At 71.7% G+C, this 17,011-nt stretch carries 10 protein-coding genes; 2 read left to right on the forward strand and 8 right to left on the reverse strand.

All coding sequences use genetic code 11. From position 1 onward, the window contains the following. Positions 1 to 56: 56 nt before the first annotated feature. Positions 57 to 2,942: a bifunctional glycosyltransferase/CDP-glycerol:glycerophosphate glycerophosphotransferase gene (locus tag CA984_RS10585; protein WP_242675860.1), complete on the forward strand. Its 2,886-nt coding sequence runs from the start codon at positions 57 to 59 to the stop codon at positions 2,940 to 2,942. Positions 2,943 to 2,949: 7 nt separating this feature from the next. Beyond that, the gene (locus CA984_RS10590) at positions 2,950 to 4,038 is read left to right on the forward strand and encodes a glycosyltransferase (protein WP_086570756.1); all 1,089 of its coding nucleotides are present in this window, start codon (positions 2,950 to 2,952) and stop codon (positions 4,036 to 4,038) included. A 96-nt stretch (positions 4,039 to 4,134) separates the two neighbouring features. Here CA984_RS10590 and CA984_RS10595 read toward each other — a convergent pair whose 3' ends face one another. The 8 genes from CA984_RS10595 to CA984_RS10630 form a co-directional block, all read right to left on the reverse strand. After that, entirely contained in the window at positions 4,135 to 5,178 is a 1,044-nt protein-coding gene (locus CA984_RS10595) for a sulfotransferase family protein (RefSeq protein WP_086570758.1), read from the reverse strand. A gap of 2 nt (positions 5,179 to 5,180) precedes the next feature. Further along, a complete protein-coding gene (locus tag CA984_RS10600) occupies positions 5,181 to 6,191 on the reverse strand; it encodes a sulfotransferase family protein (RefSeq protein ID WP_031160945.1) in 1,011 nt (336 codons plus the stop codon). 25 nt (positions 6,192 to 6,216) lie between these two features. Next, positions 6,217 to 7,038 carry a CDP-alcohol phosphatidyltransferase family protein gene (locus tag CA984_RS10605; protein WP_242675861.1) on the reverse strand — a complete coding sequence of 274 codons (822 nt, stop codon included), beginning with the start codon at positions 7,036 to 7,038 and terminating at the stop codon, positions 6,217 to 6,219. A 256-nt stretch (positions 7,039 to 7,294) separates the two neighbouring features. Then, positions 7,295 to 10,831, reverse strand: a complete 3,537-nt coding sequence (locus tag CA984_RS10610) for a bifunctional glycosyltransferase/CDP-glycerol:glycerophosphate glycerophosphotransferase (RefSeq protein ID WP_086570760.1) — start codon at positions 10,829 to 10,831, stop codon at positions 7,295 to 7,297. A gap of 415 nt (positions 10,832 to 11,246) precedes the next feature. Beyond that, entirely contained in the window at positions 11,247 to 12,287 is a 1,041-nt protein-coding gene (pseI, locus tag CA984_RS10615; RefSeq protein ID WP_086570763.1) for a pseudaminic acid synthase, read from the reverse strand. Further along, the gene (locus CA984_RS10620; RefSeq protein WP_086570765.1) at positions 12,277 to 14,127 is read right to left on the reverse strand and encodes a glycosyltransferase family 2 protein; all 1,851 of its coding nucleotides are present in this window, start codon (positions 14,125 to 14,127) and stop codon (positions 12,277 to 12,279) included. The genes pseI and CA984_RS10620 overlap by 11 nt, the downstream gene beginning before the upstream one ends. A 25-nt stretch (positions 14,128 to 14,152) precedes the next feature. Continuing rightward, a complete protein-coding gene (locus tag CA984_RS10625; RefSeq protein ID WP_133061614.1) occupies positions 14,153 to 16,138 on the reverse strand; it encodes an ICP22 family protein in 1,986 nt (661 codons plus the stop codon). A gap of 37 nt (positions 16,139 to 16,175) precedes the next feature. Then, a complete protein-coding gene (locus tag CA984_RS10630; protein WP_086570770.1) occupies positions 16,176 to 17,009 on the reverse strand; it encodes a hypothetical protein in 834 nt (277 codons plus the stop codon). Positions 17,010 to 17,011: the final 2 nt, after the last annotated feature.

Consider the following 17,011-nt stretch of genomic DNA (forward strand, 5'->3'; position numbering starts at 1 on the left):
TCCAACAGTTCACAAGCCAGACGGAACCACTCTTAGTCACGGGAACACCTCATAGTGTGATCAACCCACCGGACTGCAGCGTGGTCGTCATCACCTACAACGACGCCGTGCGGCTGCCCAGGGCCGTACGGTCCGTGCTGGGCCAGTCACTGCGGAACATCGAGGTGATCATCTCGGACGACGCGAGCACGGACGACACCGAACGGGTCGTGCGGGAGCTCCAGCGGGAGGACCCCCGGATCCGCTACCTGCGCGCCGACGTCAACAGCGGCGGCTGCGGCGGGCCGCGCAACAGCGGGGTGGCGGCGGCCCGCGCGCCGTACGTCATGTTCCTCGACAGCGACGACCGGCTGACCAGGCACGCCTGCAAGAGCATGGTGCTGGAGATCGAGCGGACCGGCGCCGACTTCGTCACCGGGCAGATCTCCCGGCTGTACGAGTGGAGCGGCAGGACCCAGCGCTACTACCCCGGCCTGTACGCCAGGCGCAGGACCGTCGAGGGGATCGCGCAGGAGCCCGAGCTGTTCCTCGACTCCTTCAGCACCAACAAGCTCTACCCGGCCGAGCTGCTGCGGCGGCTGCCCTTCCGGGAGGACCTGTACTACGAGGACCACGTCTTCACCACCGAGCTCCTCTGCGCCGCGCGGCGGTTCGCCGTGGTCCCGTGGGTCGTCTACCTCTGGCACCGGGCCCTGGAGAGGAGCGAGGAACGGCTGTCGATCTCGCTGAGCATCAAGGAGATGGACAACGTCCGGCACCGGATCAGGGCGGCCCGGCTGAGTGACGACATCCTGCGCGGCTACGGCCTCGCCCACCTGGTGCCCGCGCGCCAGCTCCGCTTCCTCCGCCAGGACCTGCGGGTCTACCTGAACCCGCTGCCCTCGCGTGATCCGGCGTGGGCCGAGGAGTTCTCCTCGCTGGTCCGGCCCTACCTGGCGGAGATCGACCCCGAGGCCTTCGGGCTGATCGAGCCGGTCGCCCGGGTCTGCTGCGGCCTGATCCTCGACGGCCGGACCGACGAGCTCGTGGTGGCCGCCCGGTCCCTGAACGGGCCGCACGCCGCCCCGCGACACACCGTACGGCAGGACGGCCGGACCTACTGGGGCACCGCCCCCGCCGAGAAGATGGACATCACCTCGCTCCGGATGGCCGAGCTGCCCTTCACCGCGGCCCGGCTCCGCCATGAGGCCGCCTTCACCGGCGAGGGCACCCGGGTCACGCTGACGATCAGGACCTACGACCCGTTCGGGGTGCTCGCCGCCAACCCGGGCTGGACCGCGTTCCTGCGGGTCAAGGACCACCAGGTGCCGCTGACGCCACGCGAGCAGGACGACGGCAGCCATCTGAGCGAGGTGACCGTCGACCTCGCCGCGTTCGGGCACGGCCCCCTGGGCTTCGGCGGCCACCACGACCCGCTGGTCGGGATCGTCCGCGCCGACGGCCGGGTCACCACCGACCGGCTGCTCGTCGACCCGTCCGCCGGGCCGTTCACCGCCGCCGTCCCCGGGCACCGGGTCACGGTCCGGGCGGAGGGGACTGCCGCGTTCCTCCGGGTGCAGTGGCGGCGCGGGGGCCTGCTCCGGCCGGTGCCCCGGTTGGGCCGGATCGCCCGCAAGGCGATCCGGCGGGCGGGCCGGGCGGACGTGAAGCTCCGCGTCTACAAGGGCCTGATCAAGGTCGTGCCGCCCCGCCGGGACCTGGCGCTGTTCGAGTCCGACGTCGGCGCCGGATACACCGGCAACCCGCGCTACGTCTACGAGGAGCTCAGGCGGCGGCAGGCGCCCCTCGACGTGGTCTGGTCCGTCACCAGGGCCAGGCGGAACTTCCCCGGGGACGCCAGGCTGGTGCGGCGGATGAGCTGGCGCCACCTGTGGACCATGGCCAGGGCGGGCTACTGGGTGGACAGCCACGGCATGCCGCTGGCCTACCCGAAACCGGCCCGGACCCGCTACCTGCAGACCTGGCACGGCCAGGGCATCAAGTCGGTCGGCTTCAACTCACCGGACCTGCGGGCCGACTTCCCCGGGCCGCGCGAGCAGTGGCGGGCGGCGGTGGCGCGCTGGGACGCGCTGGTCTCGCCGAGCGCCGAGTTCGAGCGGGTCTTCCTGCCCTCCCACGGATACGAGGGGCCGGTGCTGCGGTACGGCTCGCCCCGGTGCGACGTGCTCGTCCACGGCGACGACGAGGCGGTACGGCGGGCCAGGGACACCCTGGAGATCCCGCCGGCGCGCAGGGTGCTGCTGTACGCACCCACCTACCGGGACCGGGCAAGGTTCTCGGGGCGGTCGATCCGCGCCGATCTGGACATGATGGCCGAAGCGCTGGCCGACGAGTGGGTGGTGATCCTGCGCCCCCATCCGGTCGAGCGCTACCGGGTCCCCCAGCACCTGCGCCACTTCGTCCGCCCTGCCGGGAGCTACCCCGAGGTCAACGACCTGATGCTGGCTTCCGACGCGCTGTTGACCGACTACTCCTCGCTGATGTGCGACTACGCGATCACCGGCCGGCCGATGCTGTTCCTGATCGACGACTGGGAGGAGTACCGGCGTGTCGAGCGGGGCGTCTACCACGACCTGCCGTCGATCGCCCCCGGCCCCTGCCTGACCACCACGGAGGAACTGATCGGCGCGCTGCGCGACCTCGACGACGTGGCCGCGTCGTTCGCCGCCAGATACATCGAGTTCCGCAGGATGTGGTGCGCCGACGAGAAGGGCCACGCCTCGGCGAAGGTGGTGGACGCCTTCTTCGGCCCGGCGCCGCCCCGGGCCGGCGCGCCGGCCGTCCCGCCCTTCACCGCGCGGCGGCCGATCCGGCTGCCCCGGCCGGAGCGGTCACCGGTCCGGCTCTCCCTGCCGGGACGGCTGTTCCGGTTCTCCCTGCCGGGACGGCTCGTCCGGCTCTTCCCGCCGGGACGGCTCTTCCCGCCGGAAAGACCGAGGTGAGCGGCGGATGAGCTGCGTGATGTTCGCCTGCATGGACGCCGACACGCTCGGCGGGACGCAGCGGGTCACCCACACCGTGGCACAGGGCCTGGCCGAACGGGGGTACGACGTGCACGTGGTCGGGCTGCACCGGGCCGAGAGCCCGTTCCGCTACGTGGACCGGCCCGGCTACCGGCACCACGTGATCCACCGCACGCCGGTCGGCAGGCTCTCCCGGCTGGGCGTGCGCCGGGAGCGCCGCAGGCTCGCCGAGTTGTTCCGGGAGCTGGGGGCGGGCTTCGCCGTCCTCGCCTCGCCGGGCGTGGTGACCCGGATCGCGCCCCTGCTCCCGGAGCGCCTGCTCCCGATCGGGCAGTACCACGGGTCCTACGAGCACGCGCGGGGCTCCTGGCACCTCGGCTCGGTCCGGGGCCACTACGGCGAGCTGGAGAAGGCGGTGTTCCTCAGCGAGAACGACGCCTGGCTGTTCTCCGAGCACGCGCTGCTGCCCAACACCTGGGCCATCCCGAACCCGCTGCCCACCTGGCCGTCGCGGACCGCCGAGCTGACCGGCCACCGGATGCTCGGGGTCGGCAGGCTGGAGGGGGTCAAGCGGTTCGACCGGTTGATCTCGGCCTTCGCGGAGGCCGGCCGTACCGCGGGCGAGGACTGGGAGCTGCACCTGATCGGCGAGGGTGAGGAGCTGGAGCGGCTCCGCTCGCACGCGCGGGCGTGCGAGGTGGCGGACCGGGTGGTGTTCCGCGGCGCGGTACCCGCCGCCGAGATGGGCCGCGAGTACCTGTGCGGGTCGCTGCTGGGGCTGGCCAGCGAGCACGAGGGGCTGCCACTGGTGCTCGGCGAGGCCGCCTCCTACGGCGTGCCCTCGGTGGCCTTCGACGTGTCGGGCGGGGTGCGGTCGCTGATCCTCCACCGGGAGACCGGCCTGCTGGCGCCGCCGGCCGATGTGCCGGCCCTCGCCGCGGCCCTGGCCGGGCTGATGGCCTCCGTGGAGGAGCGGCGGCGGCTGGGCGCCGCCGCTCGCGCACACGTCGAGTCGTTCCGGCCGGAGCGGGTCGTGGACCGGTGGGAGGCTCTGTTCGAGCAGGTCAGCCGTTGACCGCCGGCCCGGGGAGAGTCCTTGCCCGGCCGGGCGGCCGTCGGGGAATCCGCGTCCGAGCGGGTCAGTTGTCGACCTTGACGGGCTCGTTGCGGGTCAGTTGTCGACCTTGACGGGCTCGTTGCGCGGCAGGGGCACCCCGGCCAGCACGAGCTGACCGGTGGTGAGCCGGGCGCCCAGCGGGTTCGGCTCGCGGAGCCGTGTCAGCCGGTCGAAGGCCACCCGCTTGAACCGGGCCAGCTTCCGCTTGGCCGCGGTCCGCTCGTAGGCGACCATCCGCGAGGTCTCCGTCTTCGGCGCGCCGCTGAGCTCGTAGCCGTAGGTCTCCAGCCGGTCGCCGAGGACGCTCTCGCACAGCGAGATCTCCCAGGGGTCGAGCCTCTTCGTCCACGAGCCCGACCGCGAGGTGGTCACGTCCTCGTGCGTACGCGAATGCCAGGACTTGTGCGCGGGGCAGGCGATGTCGGCCACCAGCTTCGGCTCGCACATGACCGGGTCGAAGTCCTCCCCGAGGAAATCGCACAGCCTGCGCAGGTGCGCCTCGGGGTCCGTCGTCAGATCCTCGTAGCGCAGTTCGTGGTAGCTGCCCTCGGGGAGCTTCGGCGCGCCGTGCCGGGCGAAGTCGATCGCCTCGGCCCAGGCGGCGACCGCGCTGTAGACGCTCCCGCTGTACCAGGGCATCTCCTTCAGCGACGCCACGCAGTCACGGCCGTCCCTGATCAGGTGGACGAACTGGGCGTCGGGGAAGAGCCGCAGCAGCACGTCGATGTGCTGGAAGTACGACGGCCGCTTGTCACCCCAGCGCGGCTTGCCGTGCCGGGCCGCGTAGGCGCGGAGCACGATGCCCAGCGCCGAGCCGAGCGTCGACGGCCCGGCGACGATCTGCTCGATGACCTCCTCGCCGTCCAGTCCCAGGTCGTGGAAGCGCGACTGGCGGCGGTTGACCACCCACTCCGCCAGCTCGCGCCTGTGTGCCGGATCGTTCAGATCGCCGAAATGCAGCCGTCGCTGGTAGGCGGCGACCATGAACCGGGTCTCCGGAGGAATCGCGATGCGGGGGTGGGCGTGCGTCATGAGCTGCAGCATCGTCGTCCCCGAGCGAGGACAGCCGACGATGAAGATCGGTCGATCCGATTGCATGGTCAGACCTTCGCCAGCTCGCCCAGCTGCCGGGTGGTGAGCTGCGCGGCCACCGGACTCGGCTCGCGGAACCGGTTCAGGCGGTCCCGGAACTCCTTGCGCCGGCGGGCCCAGCGCCGTTTGGACGCCGCGTTCTCGCACGCCTCGACGTGCTCCTTGGCCGCCTTGGGGGCGCCGCTCAGCTCGTAGCCGTTGGCGGTCAGCCGCTCGGCCAGCACGGTCTCGCAGACCGACACCTCCCACGGCTCCAGCCTGGACTTCCATGAGCCGGACCGGGCGGTGGTCACGTCGCCGTGGGTGTTCTGGTGCCAGACCTTGTGCTCCGGGATCGCCACCCGGGCCACGTGCTGCGGCTCGCTCATCGCCGGGTCGTAGTCCTCGCCGAGGAAGTCGCACAGCTTGCCGAGCTCGGTCTCCGGGTAGGCCGTCAGGTCCTCGTAGCGCAGCTCGTAGTAGCTGTCGGCCGGGAGGTTCTTGGCGTGCCGGCGGCCGTAGTCGATCGCCTCGGCCCAGTTGGTCACCGCGTGGAAGACGTCCTTGGTGTACCAGGGCATCTCCTTCAGCGACGCCACGCAGTCACGGCCGTCCCTGATCAGGTGGACGAACTGGGCGTCCGGGAAGAGCCGCAGCAGTAGGTCCACGTGGTGGAAGTAGCTCGGCCGCTTGTCGCCCCAGCGGGACTTGCTGTGCTGCTCGGCGTAGGAGCGGAAGGTGATGCCCATCGCCGAGCCCAGCGTCGGCGGCCCGGCGGCGATGTTCTCGATCAGCTCCTCCCCGTCGAGCTTGAGCTCCTTGAACTTGGTGTCCTTGTCGCTCACGATCCATCGGCCCAGCCTGCGCCGGTTCCCCTGCTCGCGCAGGTCGCCGAAGACGAACCTGCGGTAGTAGCCGGGCACCAGGAACCGTGTCTCCGGAGGCACCGCGATGCGCGGATGCGAATGCAACATGAGCTGCAACATGGTGGTGCCTGAGCGTGGGCAGCCGATCACAAAGATCGGTCGGTCGGACTGCATGACAACGAACCCCCGTAGAAGACGATCAAACAGGTACGCGCTGCGCGTTCTCCGAGCGCGGCGCGGCAGGCACGGCCCGGGTGAACAGCCACATTCGGTAGATCAGAAAGACCTCGTTGAGCAGGAGCAGCGCTCCTGCCGCGATCGAGACGGGCAGCAGCGCCGCCACCCCGATCAGCGGGGCGACCACGAACACCGCCGCGTGGAACTCGATGCCACTGATCAGGTGCGTCCGCACCCGGTGGCGGGTGAGGAACCGGCTGAGCCTGCGCCGCAGGGTGAGCGACCGGGGCGCCCTGGGCACCAGCGGATCCCTGGGCTCACGGGGCGGCACCGGCCCGATCTTCGCCGGGGGTTCCGGCCTGTTCTCTCTGACCACCTCGCGGACGCGCTTCATCTGCGGCGCGTTGACGTAGCGGAACAGGTCGAGGACGGCGACCCCGGCGCCGAGCATGATGTAGGCGACGTCCCCCGTCGCCATGTACTGCCCGAACGCCAGCCCGATCGCGCAGCAGACCACCCGGATCCGGTCGCCCACGTAGTCGAGCCACAGGCCGAACGCGGTCCCGGTCTCCTTCAGCCGTGCGATCTTCCCGTCCATGCAGTCGACCATGAAGCTCACGTAGAACAGCGCGGCCCCCGCCACGAGCTGTCCGAACGCGAAGCAGACCGCCGACACCATGCCGAGAACCAGCGACAGACGCGTGAGCCCGTTGGGCGTGATGGCTGTGTGGTTGGCGACGAGCAGTGTGAGCCTGCACGCCACCGGATCGACCACGAAAACCGTCCACCAGGAGTCTCTTCGTTTGCGGGTCGCGTGAACGTCGTTCAACGAATAGGCCCTCATGCCTTCCAGCATGACCACCCTGCGTGATCGAAGGTTGACACTCGGGAGCCAAGAGAGAATCTCCATACCGGTTCTTGACCAGCAGCGTCAGTCAGGGGTTTCCACACCCGTGAGGCTCCCGCCGGTACGCCCCGGCGATTGCCGTTATTTCCGGAGAAAACATGCGAGACCGTCCGGCAGCCGCTCAGAGAGGCCCCGGCCGTACGGCAGGCGCCACGGGCGGCGGCCCCGGTGGGCGTCGGGGAGCCGGTGCGGCTCAGCTCCCGAAGACGTGGTCGACGACGCGGGCGGCGGCCCTCCCGTCGTCCAGATGGCAGAAACGTTCCCTGAAGCCGCTGTATGCGGAGGCGTAGGCCGGGACGATGCCGTCGAGACCGGCCAGCGCGTCGATCACCTCGTCGGAGGTCGTCAGCAGGGGTCCCGGAGCGTGCCCGGCCGGATCGAGGTAGAAGCCGCGCACCCGGTCGCGGTAGTGCTCCAGATCGTAGGTAAAGAAGATCATCGGGCGGCCGGTGCCGGCATAGTCGAACATGAGCGACGAGTAGTCGGTGACGAGGACGTCGGCGACGAGCAGCAGGTCCGTGACGTCCGGATACCCGGTGACGTCGACGACCCCCCGGACCCGGCAGGCGGGCTTCGGCGCCTCGGACGTGTGCGGATGGCCCCGCAGGAGGAAGACGTGGTCGTCGCCGAGCGCCTGGAGCGCCCGGTCGAAGTCCAGCCGGATGTCCAGGTGGTACCTGCCTCCCGGAAGGACCTGGTCGTCCCGCCAGGTCGGCGCGTACAGCACCACCCGCCTGTCCGGGGAGAGTCCCAGGGCAGCTCGCACCCGCTCGGCCTCCTGCCGGCTCCCGGGCCGGTGCAGCAGGTCGTTCCGGGGACGTCCGGCCTCCAGGACGGGCCCGTTGTACCGGAACGCGCCCGGCAGGATCGAGGTGCCGAAGGAGCTGGGCGAGACCAGCAGATCCCACCTCGCCACCTCCCGCGCGAGCCGCCGCCGGTGGTCGGCTCCGCTGCCGAAACGGCCGTCGGCGATGTCGTGGCCGATCCGCTTGAGCGGGGTCCCCTGTCCCGTCTGCACGTAGAGCTGGCCCTCACGCCCGGTGAACCAGCCCGGCGCTCTCTCGTTGGAGAAGACGTGGCCGGCGCGGGCCAGCGCCTCGTAGTGGTCCCGGCTGTCGCGCAGCACGACCCGCGCGTCCCCGGGAGGCCGCAGCCGGCCGTCGGCGGAGACCCACACGCACTCCCGGCCGTCACCCCTGCGCCGCAGCTCCTCGTATATCGCCCGGGGGCCGTCGGAGTAGCGCCGTCCCTGCCAGGAATCGAACACCACGAGCTCCCGGAGCGGTTCCTCCATGAAGGCCGGGTAGTCCCGCTCCATGAGACGCCGCTGGGCGTGGGCCCCCCGGTCGGCGCCGAGCGCCGGCTGGACGTCGATGGCGACGCCGTTCGAGCGGTGGGCCCGCACCCGGAACGTCTGCATCCCGGCCGTCTGCACGGGGGGCGGATCGGCGAGCAGGCTCCTGGCCGCCCTGACGGGAGACAGGTCCGCCCCGGACTCGACCAGGACCTCCCACCGGCCGCCGGCGAGCGGCACGTGCTCGCCGTACAGCTCGAACCGGGTCAGTGGGAGCACGCAGGAGAACCGCTCCCCCTCCTGCTCCAGCGGCACGTGATGGACCTCGCCGCCGCCCGCCTTCCGCAGGACGAGCCGGGCCTGCGGGCCCGTCGCCCCGGCGCGCCGTCCCGCCAGGTGCAGGCTGCCGCCCACCCCCTGCCAGACGTCGGTCACCGTCGGCCGGACGGGGCGGACCACCGCGCCGAGAGGGCCGAGCCTGGTCGCGACCACACCGACCTCCCGGTCCTCCACGGTCACGTACTCCTCGACAGCCGCGAGGCCGGCCGTCAGCCTGCGGAGCTTGCCGCCGCCCACGACGACGAACAGGTCCCACCTGGGATCGGGGTCGATCTGCGGGCCGGTCGTGTCGCCGGTGGTGGCGCCGGCCGGCAGGTCGGCCGGGAGCAGTCCCGCGACGGGGAGGCGGGCGCTGAACCCGACCCGGCCGCCGCCGAGGGGCACGCAGGACGCGGGGAAGCTCAGTTCCCTGCCGCCCCGGCGCAGCCGGGCCAGCAGCGTCCCGCTCACGTCGGCCTGGTCGTCGGAGGCCGTCCAGCCCGACACCTCGATCATGTCCTCCCCGGCCGGCCGGGGCTCCGCCACGGTGTGGACCCGCTGGACCTTGAACAGGACCTCGTCGTCGGCGTTCACCTCCACGTACAGGCTGATCTGCGGGGTGACCGGGATGCCTGGGAGGCGGCGGACGTCACTGCCGGTGGTGGCGGTCAGCGGGCCGGACCGCCGCACGTCCTGCGCGACGACCTCGACCTCCAGCCGCCACCTGGCCTTCCGGCCGGCCCCGGCCAGCACGGCGAGATCGATGTCGACCTCGAAGCCCGACCAGTCGTAGCAGGTCGTGTCGCGGCCGGAGGCGGCGGTCACGTCCGGGCGGAGCAGCCGCCGGACCGGCAGCTCGACCACGCGCTGGGTCCGGGTGTTGCGCAGCGTCACCGTGATCTCCGACGAGTCCTCCGCCGGCAGGCCGATGCCCTTGATGTGGGCGCGACCGGTCACGCGGAGGCGGTCGCCGTCCTCCCAGTCGAGCTGGTCGACCCGGCAGACCAGGGTGAAGTCGCCGTCGCCCGCGCGGAAGACCTTCCGGGGCAGCACGCCCCCGTGCATCATCGGGTGGTCGGCGTACCAGCCGAACACCCGGCGCGTCAGACCGTGGAAGGCGCCCTCCCGCCGGTCGGCCAGCACCTCGATGAAGTCGTCCGCCTGCCGACGCCTCAGCAGCTCGAACACCAGGCGCTGCTCCCAGGGGAGTCCGGACAGGATGTCGGGGTCCATGCGCTCGACGAGCGAGCCGGCGTTGTCCACCAGGCGCCCCCGGTAGTCCTCGCCGGCGTCCAGCGCCGCGTTGACGTAGAGGGTGAGGTCGCTGCGGAGGACGAGTTCGTCGAACTGGCGCTGGAGCGCGGGAGACGCGTGAGCGGCCAGGAAGTCCCGGACCCGCGTGATCGACGCGATCCGGTCCTCCAGGTTGCCGGGCTCGGTCCGGCGCTGCGTGATCGACGGGTCCCCCGGCTCCCGCTGCCGCCAGTAATAGACCACGTCGCTGAGTACGTCGACCGAGCGCGCCAGCACATGGGCCGGGATGGTGACGGGCGCGTCCTCGTAAAGCCCCCCGGGAAAGCTGAGACCGTGCTCCCGGTAGAAATCATGGCGGAATACCTTGTTCCATGCCGTGCGGTCCATGAGCAGTTCGGGACGCGCGTTCACGTGGGTCCGCTGGACGGTCTCCCTGAAAGGCCGGGAGTGCAGGCCGGACCGCCAGGTCTCGGTCGAGTTGAGGTAGAGGACGTTACCGCACGCGAAATCGGAGCCCGATCCGGAGAGCGAGGAGACCAGCAGTTCATAGGCGTCGGCGGGCAGCACGTCGTCGCTGTCCATGAAGCACAGGTACTGGCCGGTCGCGTGGAGCGCACCGGCGTTCCTGGCCGCCCCCAGCCCGGCGTTCTCCTGGTGGACCACCCGGAAGCGGCTGTCCCTTCCGGCGAACTCCTTGGCGATGACAGCGCTGCCGTCGAGCGATCCGTCATCCACGCAGATGACCTCCAGATCGCGGAGCGTCTGCCTGGCGATCGACGCCAGGCAGCACTCGAAATAAGGTTCCACGTTGAAGAAAGGGACGATAACGCTCAGCAGCGGCGACAAAATGCCAGCCTCCAACATCGTCGAAATCCGGAATGACCGAAGTGACCTCACGAAGGGGTCCGGAGCGGTTCCGGAGACGCTCCATCTCGATGAGATCGAGAATGAGGAGAACGTCCGATAGACGCACGGGCCATGCGTTTAAATGACGCGGCTGTTGTCGAGCCTTGACCGCCTCGGACAGCCCGGCGGCTTGTCCGCGGGCACGGACCGCCCACGGTCGCCGTGACGCGCCGAGGCCCGCAGGCCGGCGGATCGGCCGGCCTGCGGGCCTCGGGTCGCGCCGGGTCGGCGCCGTGAGCGGGTCAGATCGGATCGCGGCTGAGGGCCGGATCCCGGCTGAGGGTCAGATCGCGGCTGAGGGCCGGATCCTGGTCAGGGGTCAGGTTCCGGCAGAGGGTCAGATCCCGGTTGGGGGTCAGGTTCCGGCTGAGGGTCAGATCAGGTCCCAGGTGAGCGGAGTGCCCCGGGGGGTGTCACGGTGAAAGGTCCGGCCGGTGACCGTCGTGATCGCGTCCGGCGGGAGCCCCCCGGCGGGGCGGATCGAGCGGACGTTGCTCTCCGACACCGCGTCACCGGCACGGACGTCGGCCACGACGTACAGGGACCGGCGGAAGCGCATCCCCTCGTCCTCCGCGGAGACGGGGCGGACCACGGCGCTGCCGAGCGCCTGCCACGCGCGGCCGCTCTCGACGACGAGCGCCGACAGCTCGTCCGGCTCCAGCGAGAACGCCGCGTCGACGCCCCCGCCCGCCCTGTCGAGGGTCACGTGCTTCTCGATCACGCATGCGCCGAGCGCCACCGCGGCCACCGCGGCGCCGATGCCCGGGGTGTGGTCCGACAGCCCGACCGGCAGCCCGAACGCCTCCGCCAGCACGGCAAGCCTGCGCAGGTTGCTGTCGGAGACCGCCGCGGGATAGGCCGCCGTGCAGCCCAGCAGGACCAGGTGCTCGCAGCCGGCCCCCCTGGCCGCCTGAACCGCGGCGTCCATCTCCCCCAGGCTCGCCATCCCGGTCGAGATGATCAGCGGTCTGCCCGTCCGCGCGACGCGGCGGATCAGCGGCAGGTCCACGATCTCCGACGACGCGATCTTGTAGGCGGGCGCCCCCAGGCTCTCCAGCAGGTCCACGGCCGTCGGGTCGAAGGGGCTGGAGAAGACGGTCAGCCCCGCCGACCGGGCCCGTTCGAAGATCGGCTCGTGCCACTCCCAGGGCGTGTGCGCGCGTTCGTAGAGGTCGTAGAGACGCTGACCGCCCCACAGATCGTGCCCTTCGGACAGCCGGAACGACGGCCCGTCCGCATCGATGGTGATCGTGTCCGCGCGGTAGGTCTGGAGTTTGAGCGCGTGCGCCCCCGACGCCGCCACCGCATCGACGATCTTCATCGCCCTGCCGAGGTCCCCGTCGTGGTTACCGGACATCTCCGCGATGACGTACGGCGGGGCATCGGCGCCGACGGGCCGCCCATTAATGATCATCTTCACTCCGTTGGACTCTCAGCGCCATGTTTCCGCGCGATGTGCGCGCCATCTGCGTCTCCCACCCGTCCAGCTCCCACCTGGGGAGCTCGTGCAGGGCCACGGGCATCCGCAGCGGCCTGCCGTCGGCCATCCCGGACAGGTACATGTTCCAGACGGCCGTCTCCCCCTCGGCCCGCAGGTCCTCGACGGGCACGTCCACGACGAACTCCCGCCGGCCGTCCCGCGCCGGAGCGGTCGTGACGGGGTAGGACCGCTCGGGACCGTCCGGGACGCCCATCACCAGGGTGAGGCCCGCGGCGCTCTCCTGCTCGGCGTGCCATCCGAGGATCCGCAGCCGGCCCTCGGACGCCTCGCACCCGGTCACCGCCGCCCGCGGGCGCTTGACGGCGATGACGGCGAACCCCTTGTCGTCCACGAGCGGCTGGATCCACATCCCGTCATCCGTCTCACCGGGACCGAGCGCCGGGGTGCTCCCCCTCAGCCGCGCCTCCCGGACGATGCCGTCCACGGTGAGCCTGACCCACACCTCCCACTTGGCGGCCCGTCCGGGAAGCGTGCCGGGATCGCAGACGAAGCCGAACTCCAGGTCGGAGCGCTCCACGGGCAGCTCCAGCACCGTGCCGGTCGCGCGCTCGCGCAGCCACAGGCTGATCGCGCAGGACGGAGCCGTCCCGACCATGACGCCCGGCAGCCGTACCCTGCCCTCGCCGTGCAGCCGGCCCTCGCGCCACTCCCAGCCTTCCAGCCGGCCGGCCATCGTGAGCTCCCGCGAGACGTCGAAGACCCAGCGGGGGATCCCGTAGCCGCGCCGGAAGGGATAGTCGGCATACCACTTGCGCCGCGACAGCAGGCCCCGCCGCAGGCGGGCCTCGTCCATGCTCTCCCGCTCGAACCGGACCGCCTCCGCCAGCTCCGCGACCATGCGCCGGTGCATCAGCTGGAGCTGCAACCTGCGGATCGCGGGCAGCTCCAGATGCGACCTCCGGTTCACCGTGTCGAGGTAGGAGCAGGCGGCGTCCAGCAGGCGATCGGGCTCGACGCCCGCCGCCAGCGCCTCGACCGCCACCCGCAGGTCGTTGTGGAGCGTGTCCCTCTCGTAGACGCGGCGCAGCCCGGGGGCGTGCTCCCCGAGGAACCTCGCGGTCTCCGCGACGGAGATCACGAGATCGGTGACGTTCTCGGCGCGGAAGCGGCGCTCGGTGATGGACCCCTCACGCAGGCGCCAGACGTAGACGACCTCGGAGAGCACGTCCACGGCCCGCGCGCGCACATGGGCGGGGAGGGTCACAGGCATGTCCTCGTACAGCCGGGCGGGGAACTCCATGCCCAGGTCGTCCCAGAACGAGCGCCGGAAGACCTTGTTCCACACCGACCGGTCGAACAGCAGGTGCACGTTCCGGGTGATGTGCGTGCCCACCTGGGTCTTCCTGAAGGCGTTGCGGTGCGCCCAGGACTGCACCAGCCCCTCGGAGGTGAGCCGCTGCACGTTGCCCGACGCGATGTCGGACCCGCTCCGCTCCAGGGAGTCCACCAGGAGCTCGTAGGCGCGCGGGGGGACGATGTCGTCGCTGTCGGCGAAGGCCAGGTAGCGTCCCGACGCGTGCATCACACCGGTGTTCCTCGCCGGGCCGAGGCCCTGGTTCTCCTGGACCACCACCCGGAAGCGCGGGTCTCGGGACGCGTACTCCTTGGCGATGACCGCACTCGCGTCCATCGATCCGTCATCCACGCAGATGACCTCAAGGTCGCCGAGCGTCTGGCCCTGGATCGAGGCCAGGCAGGCGTCGAAATACCGTTCGACGTTGTAGTACGGAACAACCACGCTGAGTCGTGGCATACGGATCACCCCCAGAGATGTCGAGCTAACGTGCGACGCTTCCGTTCGAGCCGGTCCCGAACATCCGCCGTACCGGCCGGAGAGCCGACGCCGGAGCCATGATCATGCGCCCCAGCCGGGAGCCCTCCGGGGGCCGGGGCTTCTCATCTCGCCGTTGTGCCTGCTTGGCGGCACGGACGGCCTTCGCCAGCTTGGCCTCGGAGGTCTCCAGATCGCGCTCAAGCATCGTGATCTTCTGCTGGGCCTCCTCCAGCCGCGCCCGGAGCCGCCCCCGGGCGGCGTACAGCTCCCGGTAGCTCTCCCGCCACTCCCCCGGCCCGCCCGCGCTCCCGTGCCGGGCCGGCCCGGCCCGGCCGGGCGCGTCCACGCGTGGACCGTCCTCATCCCACGCGTTTCCGGCCGACCCGTCCTCACCTGGCGCACCCCAGACCCGCACGTCGCCGTACGGCGCCTTCCCATCCGGCCCGTTCCCGGCCTGCGGCTCGCCGTACGGCGCGTGCCCGGCTTGCGCGTTCCCGGCCTGCGCGTTCCCGGCCTGCGGCTCGCCGTACGGCGCGTGCCCTTCCGGCGCGTCCCCGCGCGGGCCGCCGTCGCCGGCCGCCCCGTCCCGGGCGCCGTCCTCCAGGACGGCGTCCAGGTCGGCGCCGATCTCCGCGTCCAGCTCGGCGCCCCGCCGGACGGTCTGCCGGTCGGCCGTGCCGCCCGCCATCGCCAGCAGCGTCAGCGTCAGCCGGTCGGCCCCGACCTGCCAGGACCACGGATGCCACTGCCCCGAATCCAGCAGGCGCACGGCGAAGTGACGCAGGATCCGGGCCAGGGCCACGTCGAGGTCGAGCTCGCCGGGGAGCTGCCAGCTCGCGTCGAGCAACGCGAACCCGGTGCCGTCGAAGAGCACATTGTCGGCCGTGGCGAAGGCCGTCGACGCGGGCACCCGCCCGCCGGCGCCGTGCCCCTCCAGCCACCGCCGGAAGAGGACGAGGAGCTCACGGATCGCGACGACGTCGTTGCGCGCGCAGGCCGCCATGAGGATCTCGGCCAGGAAACGGCCCTCGGGGACCGGCCCGTCGAGCAGCTCGGGCGTCCGTGTCACCCGTCCCGACACGCGCAGCGTCCGGTCCCCTCGCGCCCTGCGGGCCCACCCGCCCTGCGCCGCCGGAGCCAGCTCGCAGGAGAGCCGCCAGTAGGGAGCGGCGTCGGCGTCGGCGGTCAGCGCCACCGGCGAGGTCACGGGGCGGCCGCCGGCGGCGTGCGCCATGACCACCCAGCGCGTCGCGATCCTGGCCCCGAGCCCGCCGGCTATCGCCATGCGCCCGAGATGCCGGGCGTCGTAGCCCGCCGCGGGCGTGCCGAAGACCCCGACGCAGGCGGCCACGGCGAGGGCCGTCGGCGCCGAGGCGGCTTCCAGGGCCAAGACGTCCAGCAGCAGGTGCGGCCCGGCCGCATGGCCGTACGCCGCGTAGCTCCTGCCCACCGTGAGGCCGGCGCCGTTCAGGAGGTCCGTGAGCCGCTCCAGGTTCACCGGCCGGGACTGGTCCAGCTCCACGGCGGCCCAGTCGTCGTCCGGGCGCTGATGGACCTCCGAGGGATCTCCGGCGAACCGGTGGACGCCCAGTGGGTTCTCCACTCCCAGCACGAGCGTCCCGCCGGGGGCGAGCATCGCGGTGAGCCGTCCCAGCGACTCCGCCCAGGAGCCGGCCGCGTGGTCGGAGGAGGTGAGGCGCTCGACCCCGTCGAGAGCGATCACCACGTCGAACGCCTCGGGGAACGCCGCCTTCTCCAGGCTGCCGCAGTAGACCGTGGCCTCGTGGTGCTCCGCCAGGCGGCAGGCGTCGGAATGGGAGCGCAGCAGCACGCTCAGCTCGCACGCCCCGGCGGCCGCCGCGTCGAGGAGCTCGGCGGGGTGCGGCCCCGCCACCAGGACCCGGCCGCCGGTGAGAAGGGGGCGCAACAGCTCGCCGAGCACCCCGGCTCCGGGAGATCCACCCGGTCCGTCGTCGGACCACTCAAGCATCTCTCCCCCCAGGAGGTGTATTCGGGCCGCCGCGTCGTCACAGATCATTGGTCTCCCCCGACCATCCGAAAACGGTTCTGATCTCCTCGGGGGACACCCGGTACCTGACCCCCAGCTCCTCTGCCGCGATCTGCCGCGCGGTGACGAGATCGACCTCCGCGCCGTGCAGCTCCGGCCACAGCCGCCGGACGCGGGCGACCCCGCCGTGCATCGGGTCCTCCTCCGCCAGGACCATGGGGTCGCCGTAGACGGCGGGTTCGCATCCGGCCGCGATGCCGTGGAAGACGGCGGTGCTCAACCGGTTGGACGCCACCCGCCGGTGGCGGCGGAGCTCGGCGAGCTGCCTGTGCGGGAAGAGCGGATCGGTCCCCTTCTTCATCCAGCCCCGGGCTCCGTGGCTGATCACCCGGAAGCCGGCGTCCTCGTAGACGCTCCGGATCCCGGGCTCGCCGAACTCCAGCCAGTAGAGGCAGACGGTGACCGGTCCCCGCTCGACCTCGCGGATCTCGTCGATCAGCCGCTGATGGTCGCCGTTCACGTGCTGGCGCTCCCAGCCGTGGAAGGGGTACCAGATCGTGCCCTCCCGCTCCGCCTCCGGCACGGCGGGGGGCTCCATCTGCGTCAGGTAGAGCCACGGGGCGCCGATCGGGTAGTAGTCGCGGCGCCCGCGCGCCCAGCCCCGGCGGCGCATCGTGTCCGTCCAGACGAACTTCGGCGTCGCCGGGACGTATTTCTCGCGGGGGCCGAACCCGTCCAGGGCGTTCCATCCGTGCTGGAGGTAGCCGTTGATACGCGGCGGCCTCCGCCGGTCCAGCCCGCAGTACCGGGCGAAGATGTGGGCATGCCCGTAGAAGTGATTCGTGTGGTGCATCG

It is taken from the genome of Streptosporangium minutum (assembly GCF_002149035.1).
Lineage (GTDB): Bacteria > Actinomycetota > Actinomycetes > Streptosporangiales > Streptosporangiaceae > Streptosporangium > Streptosporangium minutum.

What these genes read in the sequence shown, in the direction of transcription:
- CA984_RS10600 (WP_031160945.1), bottom strand. Translation starts at nt 6,191, where the DNA reads ATGCAGTCCGACCGACCGATCTTTGTGATCGGCTGCCCACGCTCAGGC.
- CA984_RS10630 (WP_086570770.1), bottom strand. Translation starts at nt 17,009, where the DNA reads ATGCACCACACGAATCACTTCTACGGGCATGCCCACATCTTCGCCCGG.
- CA984_RS10595 (WP_086570758.1), bottom strand. Translation starts at nt 5,178, where the DNA reads ATGCAATCGGATCGACCGATCTTCATCGTCGGCTGTCCTCGCTCGGGG.
- CA984_RS10610 (WP_086570760.1), bottom strand. Translation starts at nt 10,831, where the DNA reads ATGTTGGAGGCTGGCATTTTGTCGCCGCTGCTGAGCGTTATCGTCCCT.
- pseI (WP_086570763.1), bottom strand. Translation starts at nt 12,287, where the DNA reads ATGATCATTAATGGGCGGCCCGTCGGCGCCGATGCCCCGCCGTACGTC.
- CA984_RS10590 (WP_086570756.1), top strand. Translation starts at nt 2,950, where the DNA reads ATGAGCTGCGTGATGTTCGCCTGCATGGACGCCGACACGCTCGGCGGG.
- CA984_RS10605 (WP_242675861.1), bottom strand. Translation starts at nt 7,038, where the DNA reads ATGAGGGCCTATTCGTTGAACGACGTTCACGCGACCCGCAAACGAAGA.
- CA984_RS10625 (WP_133061614.1), bottom strand. Translation starts at nt 16,138, where the DNA reads ATGCTTGAGTGGTCCGACGACGGACCGGGTGGATCTCCCGGAGCCGGG.
- CA984_RS10620 (WP_086570765.1), bottom strand. Translation starts at nt 14,127, where the DNA reads ATGCCACGACTCAGCGTGGTTGTTCCGTACTACAACGTCGAACGGTAT.